General features: G+C 66.5%; 16 protein-coding genes and 1 pseudogene. 5 read left to right on the forward strand and 12 right to left on the reverse strand.

From position 1 onward, the window contains the following. Positions 1-6: 6 nt before the first annotated feature. The 3 genes from ACRCUN_RS33980 to ACRCUN_RS33990 all read right to left on the reverse strand — a co-directional run bounded on the left by ACRCUN_RS33980 (position 7) and on the right by ACRCUN_RS33990 (position 1875). Positions 7-330, reverse strand: a complete 324-nt coding sequence (locus ACRCUN_RS33980; protein WP_462145997.1) for a hypothetical protein — start codon at positions 328-330, stop codon at positions 7-9. Continuing rightward, on the reverse strand, positions 330-986 hold the full coding sequence (locus ACRCUN_RS33985) for a DJ-1/PfpI family protein (RefSeq protein ID WP_462145998.1): 657 nt from the start codon (positions 984-986) through the stop codon (positions 330-332). Before ACRCUN_RS33985 ends, ACRCUN_RS33980 begins: the two co-directional genes overlap by 1 nt. Before the next feature lie 73 nt (positions 987-1059). Beyond that, complete coding sequence (locus tag ACRCUN_RS33990; RefSeq protein ID WP_462145999.1) at positions 1060-1875, reverse strand: alpha/beta fold hydrolase; 816 nt, start codon at positions 1873-1875, stop codon at positions 1060-1062. 29 nt (positions 1876-1904) lie between these two features. Here ACRCUN_RS33990 and ACRCUN_RS33995 point away from each other — a divergent pair, with 29 nt between their 5' ends. Further along, entirely contained in the window at positions 1905-2555 is a 651-nt protein-coding gene (locus ACRCUN_RS33995) for a TetR/AcrR family transcriptional regulator (RefSeq protein ID WP_462146000.1), read from the forward strand. On the opposite strand, the gene ACRCUN_RS34000 is transcribed toward ACRCUN_RS33995, so the two are convergent. Genes ACRCUN_RS34000 through ACRCUN_RS34020 form a run of 5 tightly spaced genes read right to left on the reverse strand, consistent with a single transcriptional unit; the run spans position 2513 to position 5937 of the window. Continuing rightward, entirely contained in the window at positions 2513-3151 is a 639-nt protein-coding gene (locus tag ACRCUN_RS34000; protein WP_462146001.1) for a TetR/AcrR family transcriptional regulator, read from the reverse strand. The genes ACRCUN_RS33995 and ACRCUN_RS34000 overlap by 43 nt on opposite strands. Beyond that, positions 3151-4068: a fumarylacetoacetate hydrolase family protein gene (locus tag ACRCUN_RS34005; protein ID WP_462146002.1), complete on the reverse strand. Its 918-nt coding sequence runs from the start codon at positions 4066-4068 to the stop codon at positions 3151-3153. The genes ACRCUN_RS34000 and ACRCUN_RS34005 overlap by 1 nt, the downstream gene beginning before the upstream one ends. A gap of 11 nt (positions 4069-4079) precedes the next feature. After that, a complete protein-coding gene (locus tag ACRCUN_RS34010) occupies positions 4080-4730 on the reverse strand; it encodes a VOC family protein (RefSeq protein ID WP_462146003.1) in 651 nt (216 codons plus the stop codon). Beyond that, complete coding sequence (locus tag ACRCUN_RS34015; RefSeq protein ID WP_462146004.1) at positions 4727-5110, reverse strand: hypothetical protein; 384 nt, start codon at positions 5108-5110, stop codon at positions 4727-4729. The genes ACRCUN_RS34010 and ACRCUN_RS34015 overlap by 4 nt, the downstream gene beginning before the upstream one ends. Further along, positions 5107-5937 (reverse strand): SDR family NAD(P)-dependent oxidoreductase, encoded by an 831-nt coding sequence (locus ACRCUN_RS34020; protein WP_462146005.1) that lies wholly within the window; start codon positions 5935-5937, stop codon positions 5107-5109. Before ACRCUN_RS34020 ends, ACRCUN_RS34015 begins: the two co-directional genes overlap by 4 nt. A 79-nt stretch (positions 5938-6016) precedes the next feature. Here ACRCUN_RS34020 and ACRCUN_RS34025 point away from each other — a divergent pair, with 79 nt between their 5' ends. The 3 genes from ACRCUN_RS34025 to ACRCUN_RS34035 are packed head-to-tail and all read left to right on the forward strand — an operon-like array spanning position 6017 to position 8896. Then, positions 6017-6394: a hypothetical protein gene (locus tag ACRCUN_RS34025; protein WP_462146006.1), complete on the forward strand. Its 378-nt coding sequence runs from the start codon at positions 6017-6019 to the stop codon at positions 6392-6394. Then, on the forward strand, positions 6391-7929 hold the full coding sequence (locus ACRCUN_RS34030) for an acetolactate synthase large subunit (protein ID WP_462146007.1): 1539 nt from the start codon (positions 6391-6393) through the stop codon (positions 7927-7929). Before ACRCUN_RS34025 ends, ACRCUN_RS34030 begins: the two co-directional genes overlap by 4 nt. 4 nt (positions 7930-7933) lie before the next feature. Further along, on the forward strand, positions 7934-8896 hold the full coding sequence (locus ACRCUN_RS34035) for a GlxA family transcriptional regulator (RefSeq protein WP_462146008.1): 963 nt from the start codon (positions 7934-7936) through the stop codon (positions 8894-8896). On the opposite strand, the gene ACRCUN_RS34040 is transcribed toward ACRCUN_RS34035, so the two are convergent. Next, a complete protein-coding gene (locus ACRCUN_RS34040; RefSeq protein WP_462146009.1) occupies positions 8897-9979 on the reverse strand; it encodes a class I SAM-dependent methyltransferase in 1083 nt (360 codons plus the stop codon). It abuts the gene before it with no gap. A 2-nt stretch (positions 9980-9981) separates the two neighbouring features. Next, positions 9982-10218 carry a LapA family protein gene (locus tag ACRCUN_RS34045; protein ID WP_462146010.1) on the reverse strand — a complete coding sequence of 79 codons (237 nt, stop codon included), beginning with the start codon at positions 10216-10218 and terminating at the stop codon, positions 9982-9984. A gap of 125 nt (positions 10219-10343) precedes the next feature. Between ACRCUN_RS34045 and ACRCUN_RS34050 the strand changes: the two genes are divergently transcribed. Then, positions 10344-10997: an SHOCT domain-containing protein gene (locus tag ACRCUN_RS34050; RefSeq protein ID WP_462146012.1), complete on the forward strand. Its 654-nt coding sequence runs from the start codon at positions 10344-10346 to the stop codon at positions 10995-10997. Here ACRCUN_RS34050 and ACRCUN_RS34055 read toward each other — a convergent pair. Further along, positions 10994-12160, reverse strand: a complete 1167-nt coding sequence (locus tag ACRCUN_RS34055; protein WP_462146011.1) for a beta-mannosidase — start codon at positions 12158-12160, stop codon at positions 10994-10996. The genes ACRCUN_RS34050 and ACRCUN_RS34055 overlap by 4 nt on opposite strands. Before the next feature lie 109 nt (positions 12161-12269). Further along, a pseudogene (locus ACRCUN_RS34060) lies at positions 12270-12362 on the reverse strand (MBL fold metallo-hydrolase); the annotation flags it as partial.

Below are 12362 nucleotides of genomic sequence, written 5' to 3' on the forward strand. Positions count from 1 at the left end.
CGACTGTCAACCAGCCTGATTCACCCGACGGATGCCGCTGATAACTGAGCGTGGCAGGCGGCCGGCTTTGGAGTGCCCGGACATCTGGTCGCCGGTCACGCTGACGTCGAAGTCGAGGTTGAGACGCATGGGCTTGGTGATCGACTGTTTCCACCTGATCCGCTGCGCATCAGGCTGATTGGTGACCATGATGTCCTCCAGTTGGACGGTCTCGCCTTTGCCTTCCGCCGATCCGTTGACAATGCCGTCGCTCTCCGAGAACCGGTAGATGACGGCCAGTGAACCGATGGGAGTTTTGATCTTGACGTCCCAGATTCCGTTGATGCTCATCACACCGCCTCCGCGTGACGGCCGGTGTCGGTCCAGACGGTTCCGCGTCGTTCGTAGTCGAACAGCGACTCGACGGCCAACGCGATGCGCGGGCCATAGGTTCGGTGGAGGAGATACAGGGCGAGGTCGAGGCCGGAGGTCACCGCGCCCGACGTCACCAGATCGCCGTCGTCGACAACTTTCGCGCTTATCGGTGTCACGCCGGTCGCCTCAAGCACGTCCATGCCGAGGTGATGGGTGACGGCCCGCCGGCCGTCCAACAGGCCCGCCATTGCGAGGGCGAGGGAACCGCCGCACACGCACGCGACGACGATGTCGGGATTCGACATGGCCCGGCGCATCAACTCGACCGCGTCGGTTTCGCCGAATCGGGCAAGGAGCACCGGAATGGTCACCGCACCTTCATCCGGGTCGCCATCGACAGGCCCGGCCACGCCGGGGACGACCACGAATCCCGGTTTCTCCGGATCGAGGCGGCCCGTCGCCTGAAGGGTGAGTCCGCGGTTACCGCTGACGACGGGCCGCGGCCCTTCGGCCGCAACAAGTTCCACGATCAGCTCGCCGCCGACCGAGTCACTACCGGCGCTCAATACCTCGAATGGTGCGATGACATCCAACGGGTCGAATCCGTCGAACAACAGAATCTGCGCATACACGTTGCCATCGTTGCGATGCCGGACCCGCCTTCAACAGTGGCCAGATGGCCATGTGCCGACGGAATCTTGCCACTCACAGGTTGCCGGGAACGACGCACGGCCGAGCGAGTAGCTCAACCAGCGCGTCCGTCACTTCTCTCGGTCGTTCTTCCATGACGTAGTGGTCGGCGCCGTGCAGGCGCGTCAACGTCGCATCGGGGATGCGTTCGGCGAGTTCCAGGGCGGTGCGCACCGGTATATAACGATCGCGGTCACCCCAGATGATGGCGGTCGGGCAATCGATGGAGGGGAGTCCTTCGGCGAGCCACGCGACCACGGGCAGGTGATAGTGCGTGAAGAAGTCGACGAATGTGCGCCGTCCCTGTGGGGTGTCCATCCAGTCCAGGTACTCGTGCTCTAGCGCGTTGTCCCAACAGCCGAGCCGGCGATACGGACGAAGGACGAGTTGGTGGATGCGACCCAACGGAAGTCGCCGTGCAAGGCCGGGTGTGCTCGTGACGGCCCAGCGCTGGCCGCGGGAGAACTGGTAGAACCAGGGCCGAAAGATGCTGTGGGCCCGCGTGTTCAGGAGGGCCAGCCGCAGCACCCGCTCCGGGTGACGCAGGGTGTAGCCGAGGCCGAGGAAGCCGCCGTAATCGTGCGCGACCAGATTGAAACGGTCCAGCCCGAAGCGGTCGGCGATTTCGCCGATACGCTCCACCTCGGCATCGTAGGTGGCCGGCGTGGGAGGTGGATCCGACCGGCCGAAGCCCGGCCAGTCCGGCGCGATGACGCGGTGTCGGGCCGCGAGAGTGGGGATTTGATGACGCCAGCAGGATGCGCTCTGCGGGTATCCGTGTAACAGGAGAACCGGCTCACCCTCGCCGGCTTCGACGTGGTAGATGCTCATTTTGTGCAAATTAGTATAAAATTCCGGCCGTGACCAGTACTCAACCGAAACGGCGGGGACGTCCGCGCGCGTACGACCCGGCGCGTGCGCTCGGCCTGGCGCGTGACGTGTTCTGGCGCAACGGCTATGCCGGGACATCGCTGGATGACCTGGCGTCAGGGATGAACATGAACCGCCCCAGTATCTATGCGGCGTTCGGCGACAAGCGGGCGCTGTATCGGCAGGCGGTGACCGACTACGCCGAGACCAGCCGCGCCGTGGTGGCCGAAGCGTTACGGCGTCCGACGCCGCTGCGCCAAGCGTTACGTGAGGTCTACCGCGGCGCGCGAGACTTCTACCTGGCCGACGACTCGCGCGGCTGCTTCCTGATCGGCACTGCCGTCACAGAAGCTATGGGGGACAAGGATATTTGCGCTATCGTCGAGGTGACATTCGACGCGTTCACCGTCGCATTCACCGAACGGTTCGAGCGTGCGGCCCACCAGGGTGAGCTGGCCGACCATCCGCCGGAGATGCTAGCTCAGATCGCGACGGCTGCGTTGAACAACCTGGCGGTGCGTGTCCGCACCGGCGCGTCAGCCGACGAACTCGACGCGCTGATCGATGCGACGGTGGAGGTCATCTGCGCCAGCCCCGATCATCGGAAAGACTCCAGTGCGGACGTGACGTCGGGGGAGTAGACGATCGACGGGTCGACCGCCGCTGCGGTGCGCAGCGTGGCGACCAGTGCGGCGGTGGCCAGCTCGACCAGAGCGTCAATGTCGATGTCGCGGTTGGTGATCCGGTCGATCATCATCTCGTCGAGGTAGCCGACCCAGCCGTGCATGGCCGTGCGCAATGCTGCCGTGACGGGCTCGACAATGCCGAGCGCCGACAGGATCCGCTGCGCGCCCAGCCAACGGAGGCGTTCGATGGCAGCCTGGTGTTCAGGGTCGGCGCCGAGTGCGCCGCGGAGCAGCGCGACGAAACTGTCTGAGTACGAATCGATGTAGGTGATGTGGTTACGCAACGCGTGGCGCAGCTGATCGACCGGGGTGGCATCGGGTGGCGGCGGGGCGAGTTGCGCGGCGGCGATCTCGACGGCGATCTCGTTCATGACAGCCAGGTAGAGCCCACGTTTGTTGTCGAAGTGGTGTGCGATCAACCCGTAGGCCACGCCGGCGTTCTTGGCGATCTCCGACGTGGTGACCTGATCGTACGGACGTGTCGCGAACAGCTTCCTGGCCGCGTCGATGATCAGCTGACGCCGATCGGCGACGGCGGCTCTTGCAACCATCAGTTCAGGTTAGCGGGACCGGTTGCCACCGGATTGGTCAGCGTCCCGATGCCGTCCACCTCGATCCGGACCGAGTCGCCGGGTCGCAGGAACCGGCCGACCGGCCAGCCGGTGCCGCCGAACGTTCCGCACGCGACCACGTCACCGGGTTGCAGCGCGCAGAACCGGCTCAGTCGGCTGACCACCTGTGCCGGCGAGAGCAGCAGCTCACTGATCTTGCCGTGCTGACGCTGCTCGCCGTTGAGGAATGTGCGCAGCTCCATCGTCGCCAAATCGAGTTCGTCCGGGGTCACGAGCCACGGTCCCAACGGGCCGTGGGTGGGATGACTCTTGGCCAACGACGTGGCAGTCGGGTTGTCGGTCTGCCAGTCACGTATCGAAACATCGTTGGCGATCAGGTAGCCCGCAATGGCATCCCGCGCGGCCGCGTCGTCGACATCGTGGATGCCGGCACCGATGACGACGGCGAGCTCGCCCTCCCAGTCGACCTGACCGGCCCCGCGCGGCAGCAGGATGGGTTCGTCGGGGCCGACGATCGACGACGGCGCCTTGGCGAAGAAGAACGGATACCTGGGCCGTGGGTGCGCGAGCAGGTAGCCGGCGGCGATGCGGATGAGCTTGGGTTCGCGCATCAACCATCTCGCATTGATGTCCTTGCGATGATCGGGTGCGTTGAGTCCGATCGCCATGAAGAGCGATGGCGCGGGTACCGGGGCACGGAGTACGGCGCATTCGACCGGAATCCGCGGCACCCGGGCGAGCATCGGCGTCAGTGCGCTGGCCCAGTCCCGGCGCCGAAGCAGAGCCGCCATCGACTGGGGACCGTCGTCACCCGAGCCCACATCGGCGATCTCGTCGCCGAGCACAACTCCCACACGGGGGGCATCACCGGCGGTGGAGAAGGTGGCAAGTCTCATATCGCGTTCTCCTACAGGGTTTTCCAGCGCAACGCGCGCAGACCAGCCCGGGCGGGCCGGTCGTCGGGTGGTGCGGATCCGCGTCGGGTGAGTCCGGGATGACCCGCCGCTGCCAGCCGCAGCAAGACGTCCGGATCGAACTCGACACCGATGGGGTTGGCATCGAACTCTCCACCGGTCAGCCAGTCCAGCAGTTGCTGATTGGTCGTGAAGTTGTCCACCTGCAATTCGATTCGGTTACCGTCCGGGTCCTCGTAATACATCGACGTCGTGGGACCGTGGTTGATGCACCACACGGGCGCGATGCCGATGTCGGCCAGGCGCCGGTACGTGGACAACAGCGCGGTGAGGTCAGGGTAGGTGAACGCGATGTGGTCGACGCCGTAGACCTTGCGGTGCAGTTTCCACACGAGTCCCGGAAACCGCAGCAGGCGAGGCACTTTGATGAGGGCGACACGGTGATGCTCGTTGTCGTAGGTCAGGAACGTGATCCGGCTGTCGTCGAACACTACGACGGCGTCCAACACGTGGGCGTACCAGTCGGCCATCGCCTCGGCCCGAGGCGTTTTGAACACGATGTGGGCGAGCTTGCTCGGTGCGCCGGGCCGCGGCGGTTGGTCCAGATCGGCGGCTGTCACGCGCACGCCGGGGTGGCCGCTCATCGGTCGAACTGCCGGGCCAGCACCAACCCACCCAGGCCGAGGACCAGATCGCTGACGATGACGAGCACAGACAACGGTCCCTGACGCTTTCTGCGCATCGTGGCCACGGTGCGGACCGCGGCCATCAGCAGACCGCTGATCGCGGTGCTGCGCACAAAGGTGGCATCCCGCTCACCGTGGAATATGCGGTACAGGCCGTATGCGAAACCGGCGTTCACAGTGCCGGTTTCACGACGGAACCAGGGATCGGCGGTCAGTCCGAGTCGTTCCTCCAGCGACCGGGGCACCGCGAAATGGGCGATGAGCGCCACCACCACGTGTGTGATGGCGAGCGTCGTGCCGACGCGGATCTGCCGGTCGGTAATGATCAGGCGGTTCATCGATTGCTCTCCAGTTGCAGGGCGCCGAGGGTGTTCACCCGCCGGCCGCCGATCGCGGCGACGAGCCGGCCGATAGCGGGGATTTCCAGCGGCAGTAGTGAGTAGCCGGGATAGACGACGCGCGTCGCGCCGCGCTGCAGTGCGCGCACCACGGCAGCGGCGGTCGCCGCAGGCGAGACCGGTGGCAGTGTCCTGGGTGGTGATGTCTTCCAAGGCAATTCGTCGATGTCACGCAACGCGGTATCGGTGGAGCCGGGAACCACCTCCATGACCCTGATCGGGGTCTCGGCCAGCTCAAGCCGCAACGAGCGGGTGGCCTGGGCCAGTGCGGCCTTCGATGCCGCGTAATAGCCGAGCAGGGGCAGCGGGACAGCCTGCACGGTCGAGGTGACGTTGACGATCGTCCCACTGCCTTCCGAGTGCATGGCAGGCAGCAGTGCTGCGGTGAGTGCGAGTGGTGACCACAGGTTGATTTCGAACACGCCGCGCGCGGCGGCCGAGTCCGCGACGGACGACTGTGCGCCGGTGAGATTCGCCCCGGCGTTGTTGATGAGGATATCGACGCCGCCGAGCGCCTCCAGTGCCCGGGCGCCGAGGGCGGCGGCTGCGCCCGGTTCGGCGAGATCGGCGCGCAGGACGGTGGGGCGGACCGGCCCGGCGTGGGAGATTTCGTCTGCCAGCAGATTGAGCAGGTCTTCTCGGCGAGCCGTCACTGCCAGGGTTGCGCCCTTGTCCGCCAGCGCCAGCGCCAGTTCGCGCCCGATGCCGCTGGACGCGCCGGTGAGCAGAATTCGCTTGCTGTACAGGTCTATCCGACGTTTCCTCATGTCCTCACTCCGATTGACTCCCGTGGTCGGTAGGCCTACCGTCGCATACTGATTGATAATCAGTCAATAGGAGGTGGGTATGGAGGCGAACAACAGAAGCACCGCGGAACTCGTCCTCGGGACCGGCGCATTGGCGATGGCGCTCGGCGCGTTCATCGGCCACGCACTGGCGCCGGACAGGGTGGCCCATCACTATGGATGGGTGCATGACCGGTGGTATCAACGTGAAATCGGCGCCTTCAACGCCGGGCTGGGGTATGGGGTCGTGGCCTACGCGACGGGGCGGCGCACCGAGGCGTTCCTCGGATCGTGGTCCGTCGCGGCCCTCCTGCTGGCGCTGACCCGCATGGCTGCGATCCGCAGTGGGGACCGGCGCGGACCATGGAACATCGCGACGGTGGTCGAGGACGCCGCGCTGGGAATCGGCGGGCTGCTCCTTATGCGCAGGCGCTCATGAGCACCGGCGCGGAGGTGGTGCTGCAGCGTCTGCTCGCCGAGGGCGTCGACGTGTGTTTCGCCAACCCGGGAACCTCGGAGATGCACTTCGTCGCGGCGCTCGACTCGGCACCCGCGATGCGGCCGGTGCTGTGCCTGTTCGAGGGCGTCGCGACCGGGGCGGCCGACGGATATGCGCGCATCGCGGGCAGCCCCGCGGCGACCCTTTTGCACCTCGGTCCAGGCATGGCCAACGGGCTGGCGAACCTGCACAACGCCCGGCGGGCGCACAGTCCCGTCGTCAACGTCGTCGGCGATCACGCCACCTACCACAAAAGCCTTGACGCACCACTGGAATCCGATATCGACGCGCTCGGCACGTGGCTGCACGGTTCGGTGCACCGGCCGGCTTCGGCGGCCGATCTCGACGCTGTGGTGCGCGATGCTGTCCGCAGCGCAGTGGGTCCGCCAGGACGCGTGGCCACGGTGATCCTGCCCGCCGATTATTCGTGGGGTACGGCAACTCAGACCGAGCCGCCCGATACGGTGGTGCCCGAGGCGCATGACGCTGCCGGCCTGGAGATCGTGCAGGCCGCCGATTTAGCGCGAACCCATGGTGACGGCGTGACCATCCTGCTGGGCGGGGCGGCGACCGACGCCGCCGGTCTGGTCGCAGCCGCGCGAATTCGTGCGGCCACCGGTGCGCGCACGTTGGTCGAGACATTCCCGGCCCGCCTGGCCCGGGGTCGCGGCATACCCGCGCTCGACCGACTGCAGTATCTGGCCGAGCTCGCGACCCAACAGCTCGACGGCACAACGCATCTCATCCTCGCAGGCGCCCGAGAACCGGTGTCGTTCTTTGCCTATCCGGGCAAGCCGAGTGGGCTTGTCCCGGCGGATGCCCAGGTGCACACACTGGCGGTCGCCGACCTGGAGAAGCTCGCCGACGAACTCGGTGGCGCGGTGCCGGCCGCACCCGACAACGGCCCCGGCACGCTGCCCACCGGACCGCTCAATGTGCAGAACTGGGCACAGGTGATCGGCGCCCTGCTGCCCGAAAACGCCATCGTCTCCGATGAAGCCAATACGAGCGGGGTGCTGCTTCCCGCGGCGACCGCATCCGCCGCCCCGCACGATCTGCTCACCCTTACCGGCGGAGCCATCGGACAGGGTCTGCCGGTCGCGATCGGCGCCGCGATCGCCGCACCGCACCGCCCTGTCATCGCGTTGCAAGCCGACGGCAGTGCCGCATACACGATCTCGGCGCTGTGGACGATGGCTCGTGAGCAACTCGACGTCACCGTGGTGATCCTCAACAACCACGCCTATGCCATTCTGCAGATGGAACTGCAGCGAGTCGGAACCAGCGCCAGCGGCGAGCGCTCGCAGTCGCTGCTGAACCTCGGCAATCCTGACATCGACTTTGTCTCTGTTGCAACGGGTTTCGGAGTGCCGGCCACCCGGGCCACGACCGCCGAAGAACTGGCCGCGCAGTTCAGCGCCGCGCTCGCCGCACCCGGACCGCATCTGATCGACGCCGCGATCTCGGCGAGGTAACCGCATGCACACCGTCGCCGTTCTCGCGCTGCCCGACGTCAACACCTTTGATCTCAGCACCGCCGTCGAGACATTCGGCCGGGCGCGGTTGGCGTCCGGGGAGCCGGCCTACCACGTCGTGGTGTGCAGCGAGAAACCGGTCGTGACGGCCGGGCCCGTGCGCATCGGCACCGATCACGACCTGAGCCGGCTTCCTGAGGCGGACACCGTCGTCGTACCCGGTTGCAACAATGCCGCCACGACGCCGTCCGACGCAGTCCTTGCAGCGCTGCGCGACGCGTACGCGGCGGGAATCCGGATCGCTTCGATCTGCACGGGCGCGTTCGTGGTGGCCGCGGCCGGTCTACTGGACGGCAAGCGGGCGACCACCCACTGGTTGGCGGCCGACGCCTTCCGGTCCGCGTTCCCCGGGGTAAACCTCGATCCCGACGTGCTCTATGTCGACGAAGGGCAGTTGTTGACGTCAGCCGGCGCATCGGCGGGAATCGACCTGTGTCTACACATGATCGGGCGGGACCACGGCGCCGCGGTCGCCGCCGACGCGGCCCGCCTGGCGGTCGCGCCGTTGCACCGCGACGGCGGTCAGGCACAGTTCATTCGCCGAAACAGCTTGACAGCCCGTCACATCGGTGAACGCACCGAACTCGACGACGTCTTGCGCTGGATCGAGCATGAGGCGCATCGCGATCTGACGTTGGCCGACATAGCCGCGCGCGCAGCCGTCAGCGTGCGGACACTCAATCGCCGGTTTCAAGCCGAGACCGGCCAGACTCCGATGCAGTGGCTGGCCGGGGTGCGGATCCGGCACGCGCAACAGCTGCTGGAATGCACGTCCGACGGTATCGAGCACATCGGCAGGCAGGTCGGCTTTTCCTCGCCCGCGAACTTCCGCGAACAGTTCCGCAAACTCACCGGGGTGACACCGCAGAACTACCGCAACACTTTTCGCGATCGAATCGCCGGCTGATCAGGCGCTCTGACGCTTCTCCAACACCAGCTGGGCCACCGGAATCCGCATCTGCTCGGGTGCGGCGGCCAGCCGGGCCGCAATGCCGGCGTGCAGTCGCTCGAAAAACCGCAGTCGGCGCTGCGGGTCGTCACCCAGTGCGTCAGCGAGATCGTCCAACGCCGTGAACCGGCAGAAATCCGCCCATCGCAGACCGAAGGCGGCGGCGTCCTTGTCTTTTCGATACTGACTGAAGATCACGTCCTCGGCATCGAACACCTCGAGGTGGCTGATCGAGAGCTTTTCGAACCGGCCCGACGGCGCGAACGGCGCCGTGAAATCGGCCGCGCGGCGGCCCACGATGGGCAGTGTCATCCGCTCGACCTCATCGGCGGTCACCACGCCGTCGGCGACCAACTCCTGCAGCCCGTCGATCACCGCATCGAACAGCGGCCGGTAGCCGAAGTCGCCGTCGTCTCCCAACGCCATCGTCATCACCACCAACTGGCCACCCGGCGACAGCTCGCGGCCGCGGAACGCGACGAACTCGTGCCAATCGTGGGCGGCCTGCCGGGCATAGGCGGTGCGGACGTGGGCGTCGCCGCTGTATGCCACCGCGATGTGGTCCCCGATGCGCATGGGCACCTTCCCGAGCCGAACCAGGGCCCATGCAGACCAGCCGAGATGGACTGCGTTCGACGGCAGGATCTGGGTGTAGAACGAGCGGCCGACAGCTGACGTGAACGTGGCGGAATCCTTGCGCAAGTAGGACTCCGGGTCTTCGGACAGGCCGCGGAACATCGTGGTGAAGTCGTTCTCGGCGGTGTCGGTGTGCGTCACGAGCACGCACTGGGCGGGACGGGTACGACCGCGCAGTGCGGCGATGCCCGCCGCGATCGGCCGCATGGAGTTGTGGCCCGAGCCCGCACCGTAGTCGGCGATGACGATCGGGTACGGCGCCGCGGGCAGCGGAACGCTTCGAGCGGACTGCTCGAACAGCTTGATCGCCGAATCCAGACCCGCCGTGTGCTGGCGCGGTGGTGATTTCTTGCGCTTGCCAACAGCCGTGGATTCCGACCGGGCGCTGATCCTGGACTCCGGCATGACTAACCCCGCCGCCGGCGCAGCAGCAGACCGATGAAAAGTCCCACGACGAAAATGATGACCAAGATGAACCACATCGGCGACTCGACGGTCACCCACAGCACGTGGATGCCAACGCGGCCACGATTCTGCGCGACGAATATCGCCGCGAGCCCGACGAGGATCAGGGCCATCCAATAACGCAGCGTGAACCGGCGCTTCGGACCGGCGGTCGGCGCCGGCGCCTCGTCGCGGGCCATGTGACCTCCTGGCGGTAGCAACCTCATCCCGACGGTAGTCGGCGGCGACCCGACCGTGACACACTTCGCCCATGAACAGCGCCCGGACCGCGCCGCGTGTCGCGATCGCGGTGTCCATCTGCAGCATGGTGGCCGCCGTCGTCGGCTTCGTGGTCATGCTGGTGCTCAACGCGTTCGTCCTCGACGAGTTCGATGCCTACGGCGAGGTCCCCATCCCGGGAACCGGCAGCGTCGAGCTTCCTGCCGGTGAAGTCACCGTCAGTTTCCACACCCTGGTCACCGGATCCAACGGCGGCCTGCCGGTGCCGCCGCTGCAACTGGGTGTCGAGCCGCCCGACGGGGCGCCTGACCCCGTCGTCACCGAGAGTTTCGGCGGCACAACGACGGTGAACAACGACGCCCGCGTGCGGGTATGGGTCGTGCAGGTGGCCGAGGCCGGTACGTATGGCATCAGCACCGACGGTCAGGTGCAGGGCTACATCAACCCACGTCTCTCGTTCGGACACGGCAGCGAGTACGGCTGGCTGCTCTGGCTCTTCGGCGGGCTGTTCGCGCTCAGCGTGCTCGAGCTGACCGCCAGCTTGATCTGGTCGGCTCGAGTACGCAGACGCGTGCGGCCCATCGTTCCGGTGCAACCGGTCGAGATTATGTCGAGCTACCAGCCGAGCGATCAGGGAATTCGCATCGAGCAACTCAAAACGATTGCCGCGCTGCGCGATTCCGGGGCGCTCACCGAGGCTGAGTTCGAATCGGAAAAGCGCCGGATTCTGGAGAGCTAGTTCGTCGCCGTCCCGACCATGGCGAACAGTGGATCGTCCGGCCCGATGTCGAGGGTGCACTCGGTGGGACGCGGATCGGGCACGAACGCCCAGAACATCGCCCCCGCCGCGCCTTTGGCCCGCATGCGGTAGATCGCGTCGCCGAGCACATGCGTGCGCTCAGCCTCCGTTGCGCACGAGCCCGCCTCCATGCCGATCTCGGCGACGAGCAGCGGCTTGTTCACCGTCCGTGCCTGGTTCACGCGGCGCTGCAAGCCGTCGTACACGTCACCCGGCAGATAGTCGGTTTCCTCGTAGTAGTGGTACTCCAAGACATCCAGACCGGGTGAGGCGCTCACCATCTCGAACTCGTCACCGCGCGATCCGCACTGCCCGCCGCCGGCGTGTCCGCTGAAGATCAGCGCTCCCGGGTCCAACTCGCGGATCCGGGATCCCGTCGCGTCGAAGAACGCGCGGAGCACATCGGCGGAGTTGGGGTCACATGTGCGATCGGTCCAATGGCAGTGGTGGTCAAAGCAATCCGACGGTTCGGGTTCGCCGACCGCGGTCCAGCCGGCCAGCACCGGTGAACCGCCCCACCGCTTGACCGCGGTATCCAGCCACGCGGCGAAGGTCATCGGCAAGCCATGGGAAACATCGGTCCGCCAGCCCCCGGCGTACCAGGCGTGGTCCTTGAAATAGTCGTTCTCGCAACCACCTTCGTCGCTCGTGAGCACCGCGATCAACAGCTGTCCGTGCCGCTCGGCGACCTTGAACACGGCATCGAGCGCAGTGAAATCGAGTTGGCCGGTGTGCTTGTTCACCGCCATCGTCGAATAGACGTTGAACCGGGTAAGTGAGTGCGGTTGGAGGCGGCGGAAGTAGTCATCGAGATCCACCTGCGCGCCGCACCCGGCGTTGATCGACCAGTTCGTGCCGAGTTGATAGGCGTTGATGCCGATGGGCCACCACGGCTTGCCGTCGAGCGTCAGCGACGTTCCCGACACGCCCATGCGCGGTATGGGTTGGATCGGCGCGCCAAGAGCCGGTGTCGTCTGCGACGGAAGCGGCGGCATGGGCGGCGGGGTCGGCGCTGAACACGCGACGGCAACCACCATGGCCAGGCAGACCATCACGACGCGTATGCATCGTGATGGCTGCGCCCGGCGCGGCCCTTCGGCCATGTGCTCAGGCTAACCCGAGAATGCCATTGCGCAATGGCAGAACCCGCGGATCAGTGGCCGCGTCGGTTCTGGCCCTTCCTCCTCGCCGCTCGTTCCTCGCGGCGCATCGTCAGTGGCCGCGTTTGACCCAGTCGTCGTAGTGGACGATTTCGTCGCCGATGGTGGTGGTGTCGCCGTGGCCGGTGTAGACGATGGTTTGGCT

It is taken from the genome of Mycobacterium venezuelense, assembly GCF_054919535.1.

Bases quoted from the DNA above. Each gene is read 5' to 3' on its own strand.
- ACRCUN_RS33980 (WP_462145997.1), bottom strand. From the start codon at position 330: ATGAGCATCAACGGAATCTGGGACGTCAAGATCAAAACTCCCATCGGT.
- ACRCUN_RS33990 (WP_462145999.1), bottom strand. From the start codon at position 1,875: ATGAGCATCTACCACGTCGAAGCCGGCGAGGGTGAGCCGGTTCTCCTG.
- ACRCUN_RS34000 (WP_462146001.1), bottom strand. From the start codon at position 3,151: ATGGTTGCAAGAGCCGCCGTCGCCGATCGGCGTCAGCTGATCATCGAC.
- ACRCUN_RS34005 (WP_462146002.1), bottom strand. From the start codon at position 4,068: ATGAGACTTGCCACCTTCTCCACCGCCGGTGATGCCCCCCGTGTGGGA.
- ACRCUN_RS34010 (WP_462146003.1), bottom strand. From the start codon at position 4,730: ATGAGCGGCCACCCCGGCGTGCGCGTGACAGCCGCCGATCTGGACCAA.
- ACRCUN_RS34015 (WP_462146004.1), bottom strand. From the start codon at position 5,110: ATGAACCGCCTGATCATTACCGACCGGCAGATCCGCGTCGGCACGACG.
- ACRCUN_RS34020 (WP_462146005.1), bottom strand. From the start codon at position 5,937: ATGAGGAAACGTCGGATAGACCTGTACAGCAAGCGAATTCTGCTCACC.
- ACRCUN_RS34025 (WP_462146006.1), top strand. From the start codon at position 6,017: ATGGAGGCGAACAACAGAAGCACCGCGGAACTCGTCCTCGGGACCGGC.
- ACRCUN_RS34030 (WP_462146007.1), top strand. From the start codon at position 6,391: ATGAGCACCGGCGCGGAGGTGGTGCTGCAGCGTCTGCTCGCCGAGGGC.
- ACRCUN_RS34035 (WP_462146008.1), top strand. From the start codon at position 7,934: ATGCACACCGTCGCCGTTCTCGCGCTGCCCGACGTCAACACCTTTGAT.
- ACRCUN_RS34040 (WP_462146009.1), bottom strand. From the start codon at position 9,979: ATGCCGGAGTCCAGGATCAGCGCCCGGTCGGAATCCACGGCTGTTGGC.
- ACRCUN_RS34045 (WP_462146010.1), bottom strand. From the start codon at position 10,218: ATGGCCCGCGACGAGGCGCCGGCGCCGACCGCCGGTCCGAAGCGCCGG.
- ACRCUN_RS34050 (WP_462146012.1), top strand. From the start codon at position 10,344: ATGGTGGCCGCCGTCGTCGGCTTCGTGGTCATGCTGGTGCTCAACGCG.
- ACRCUN_RS34055 (WP_462146011.1), bottom strand. From the start codon at position 12,160: ATGGCCGAAGGGCCGCGCCGGGCGCAGCCATCACGATGCATACGCGTC.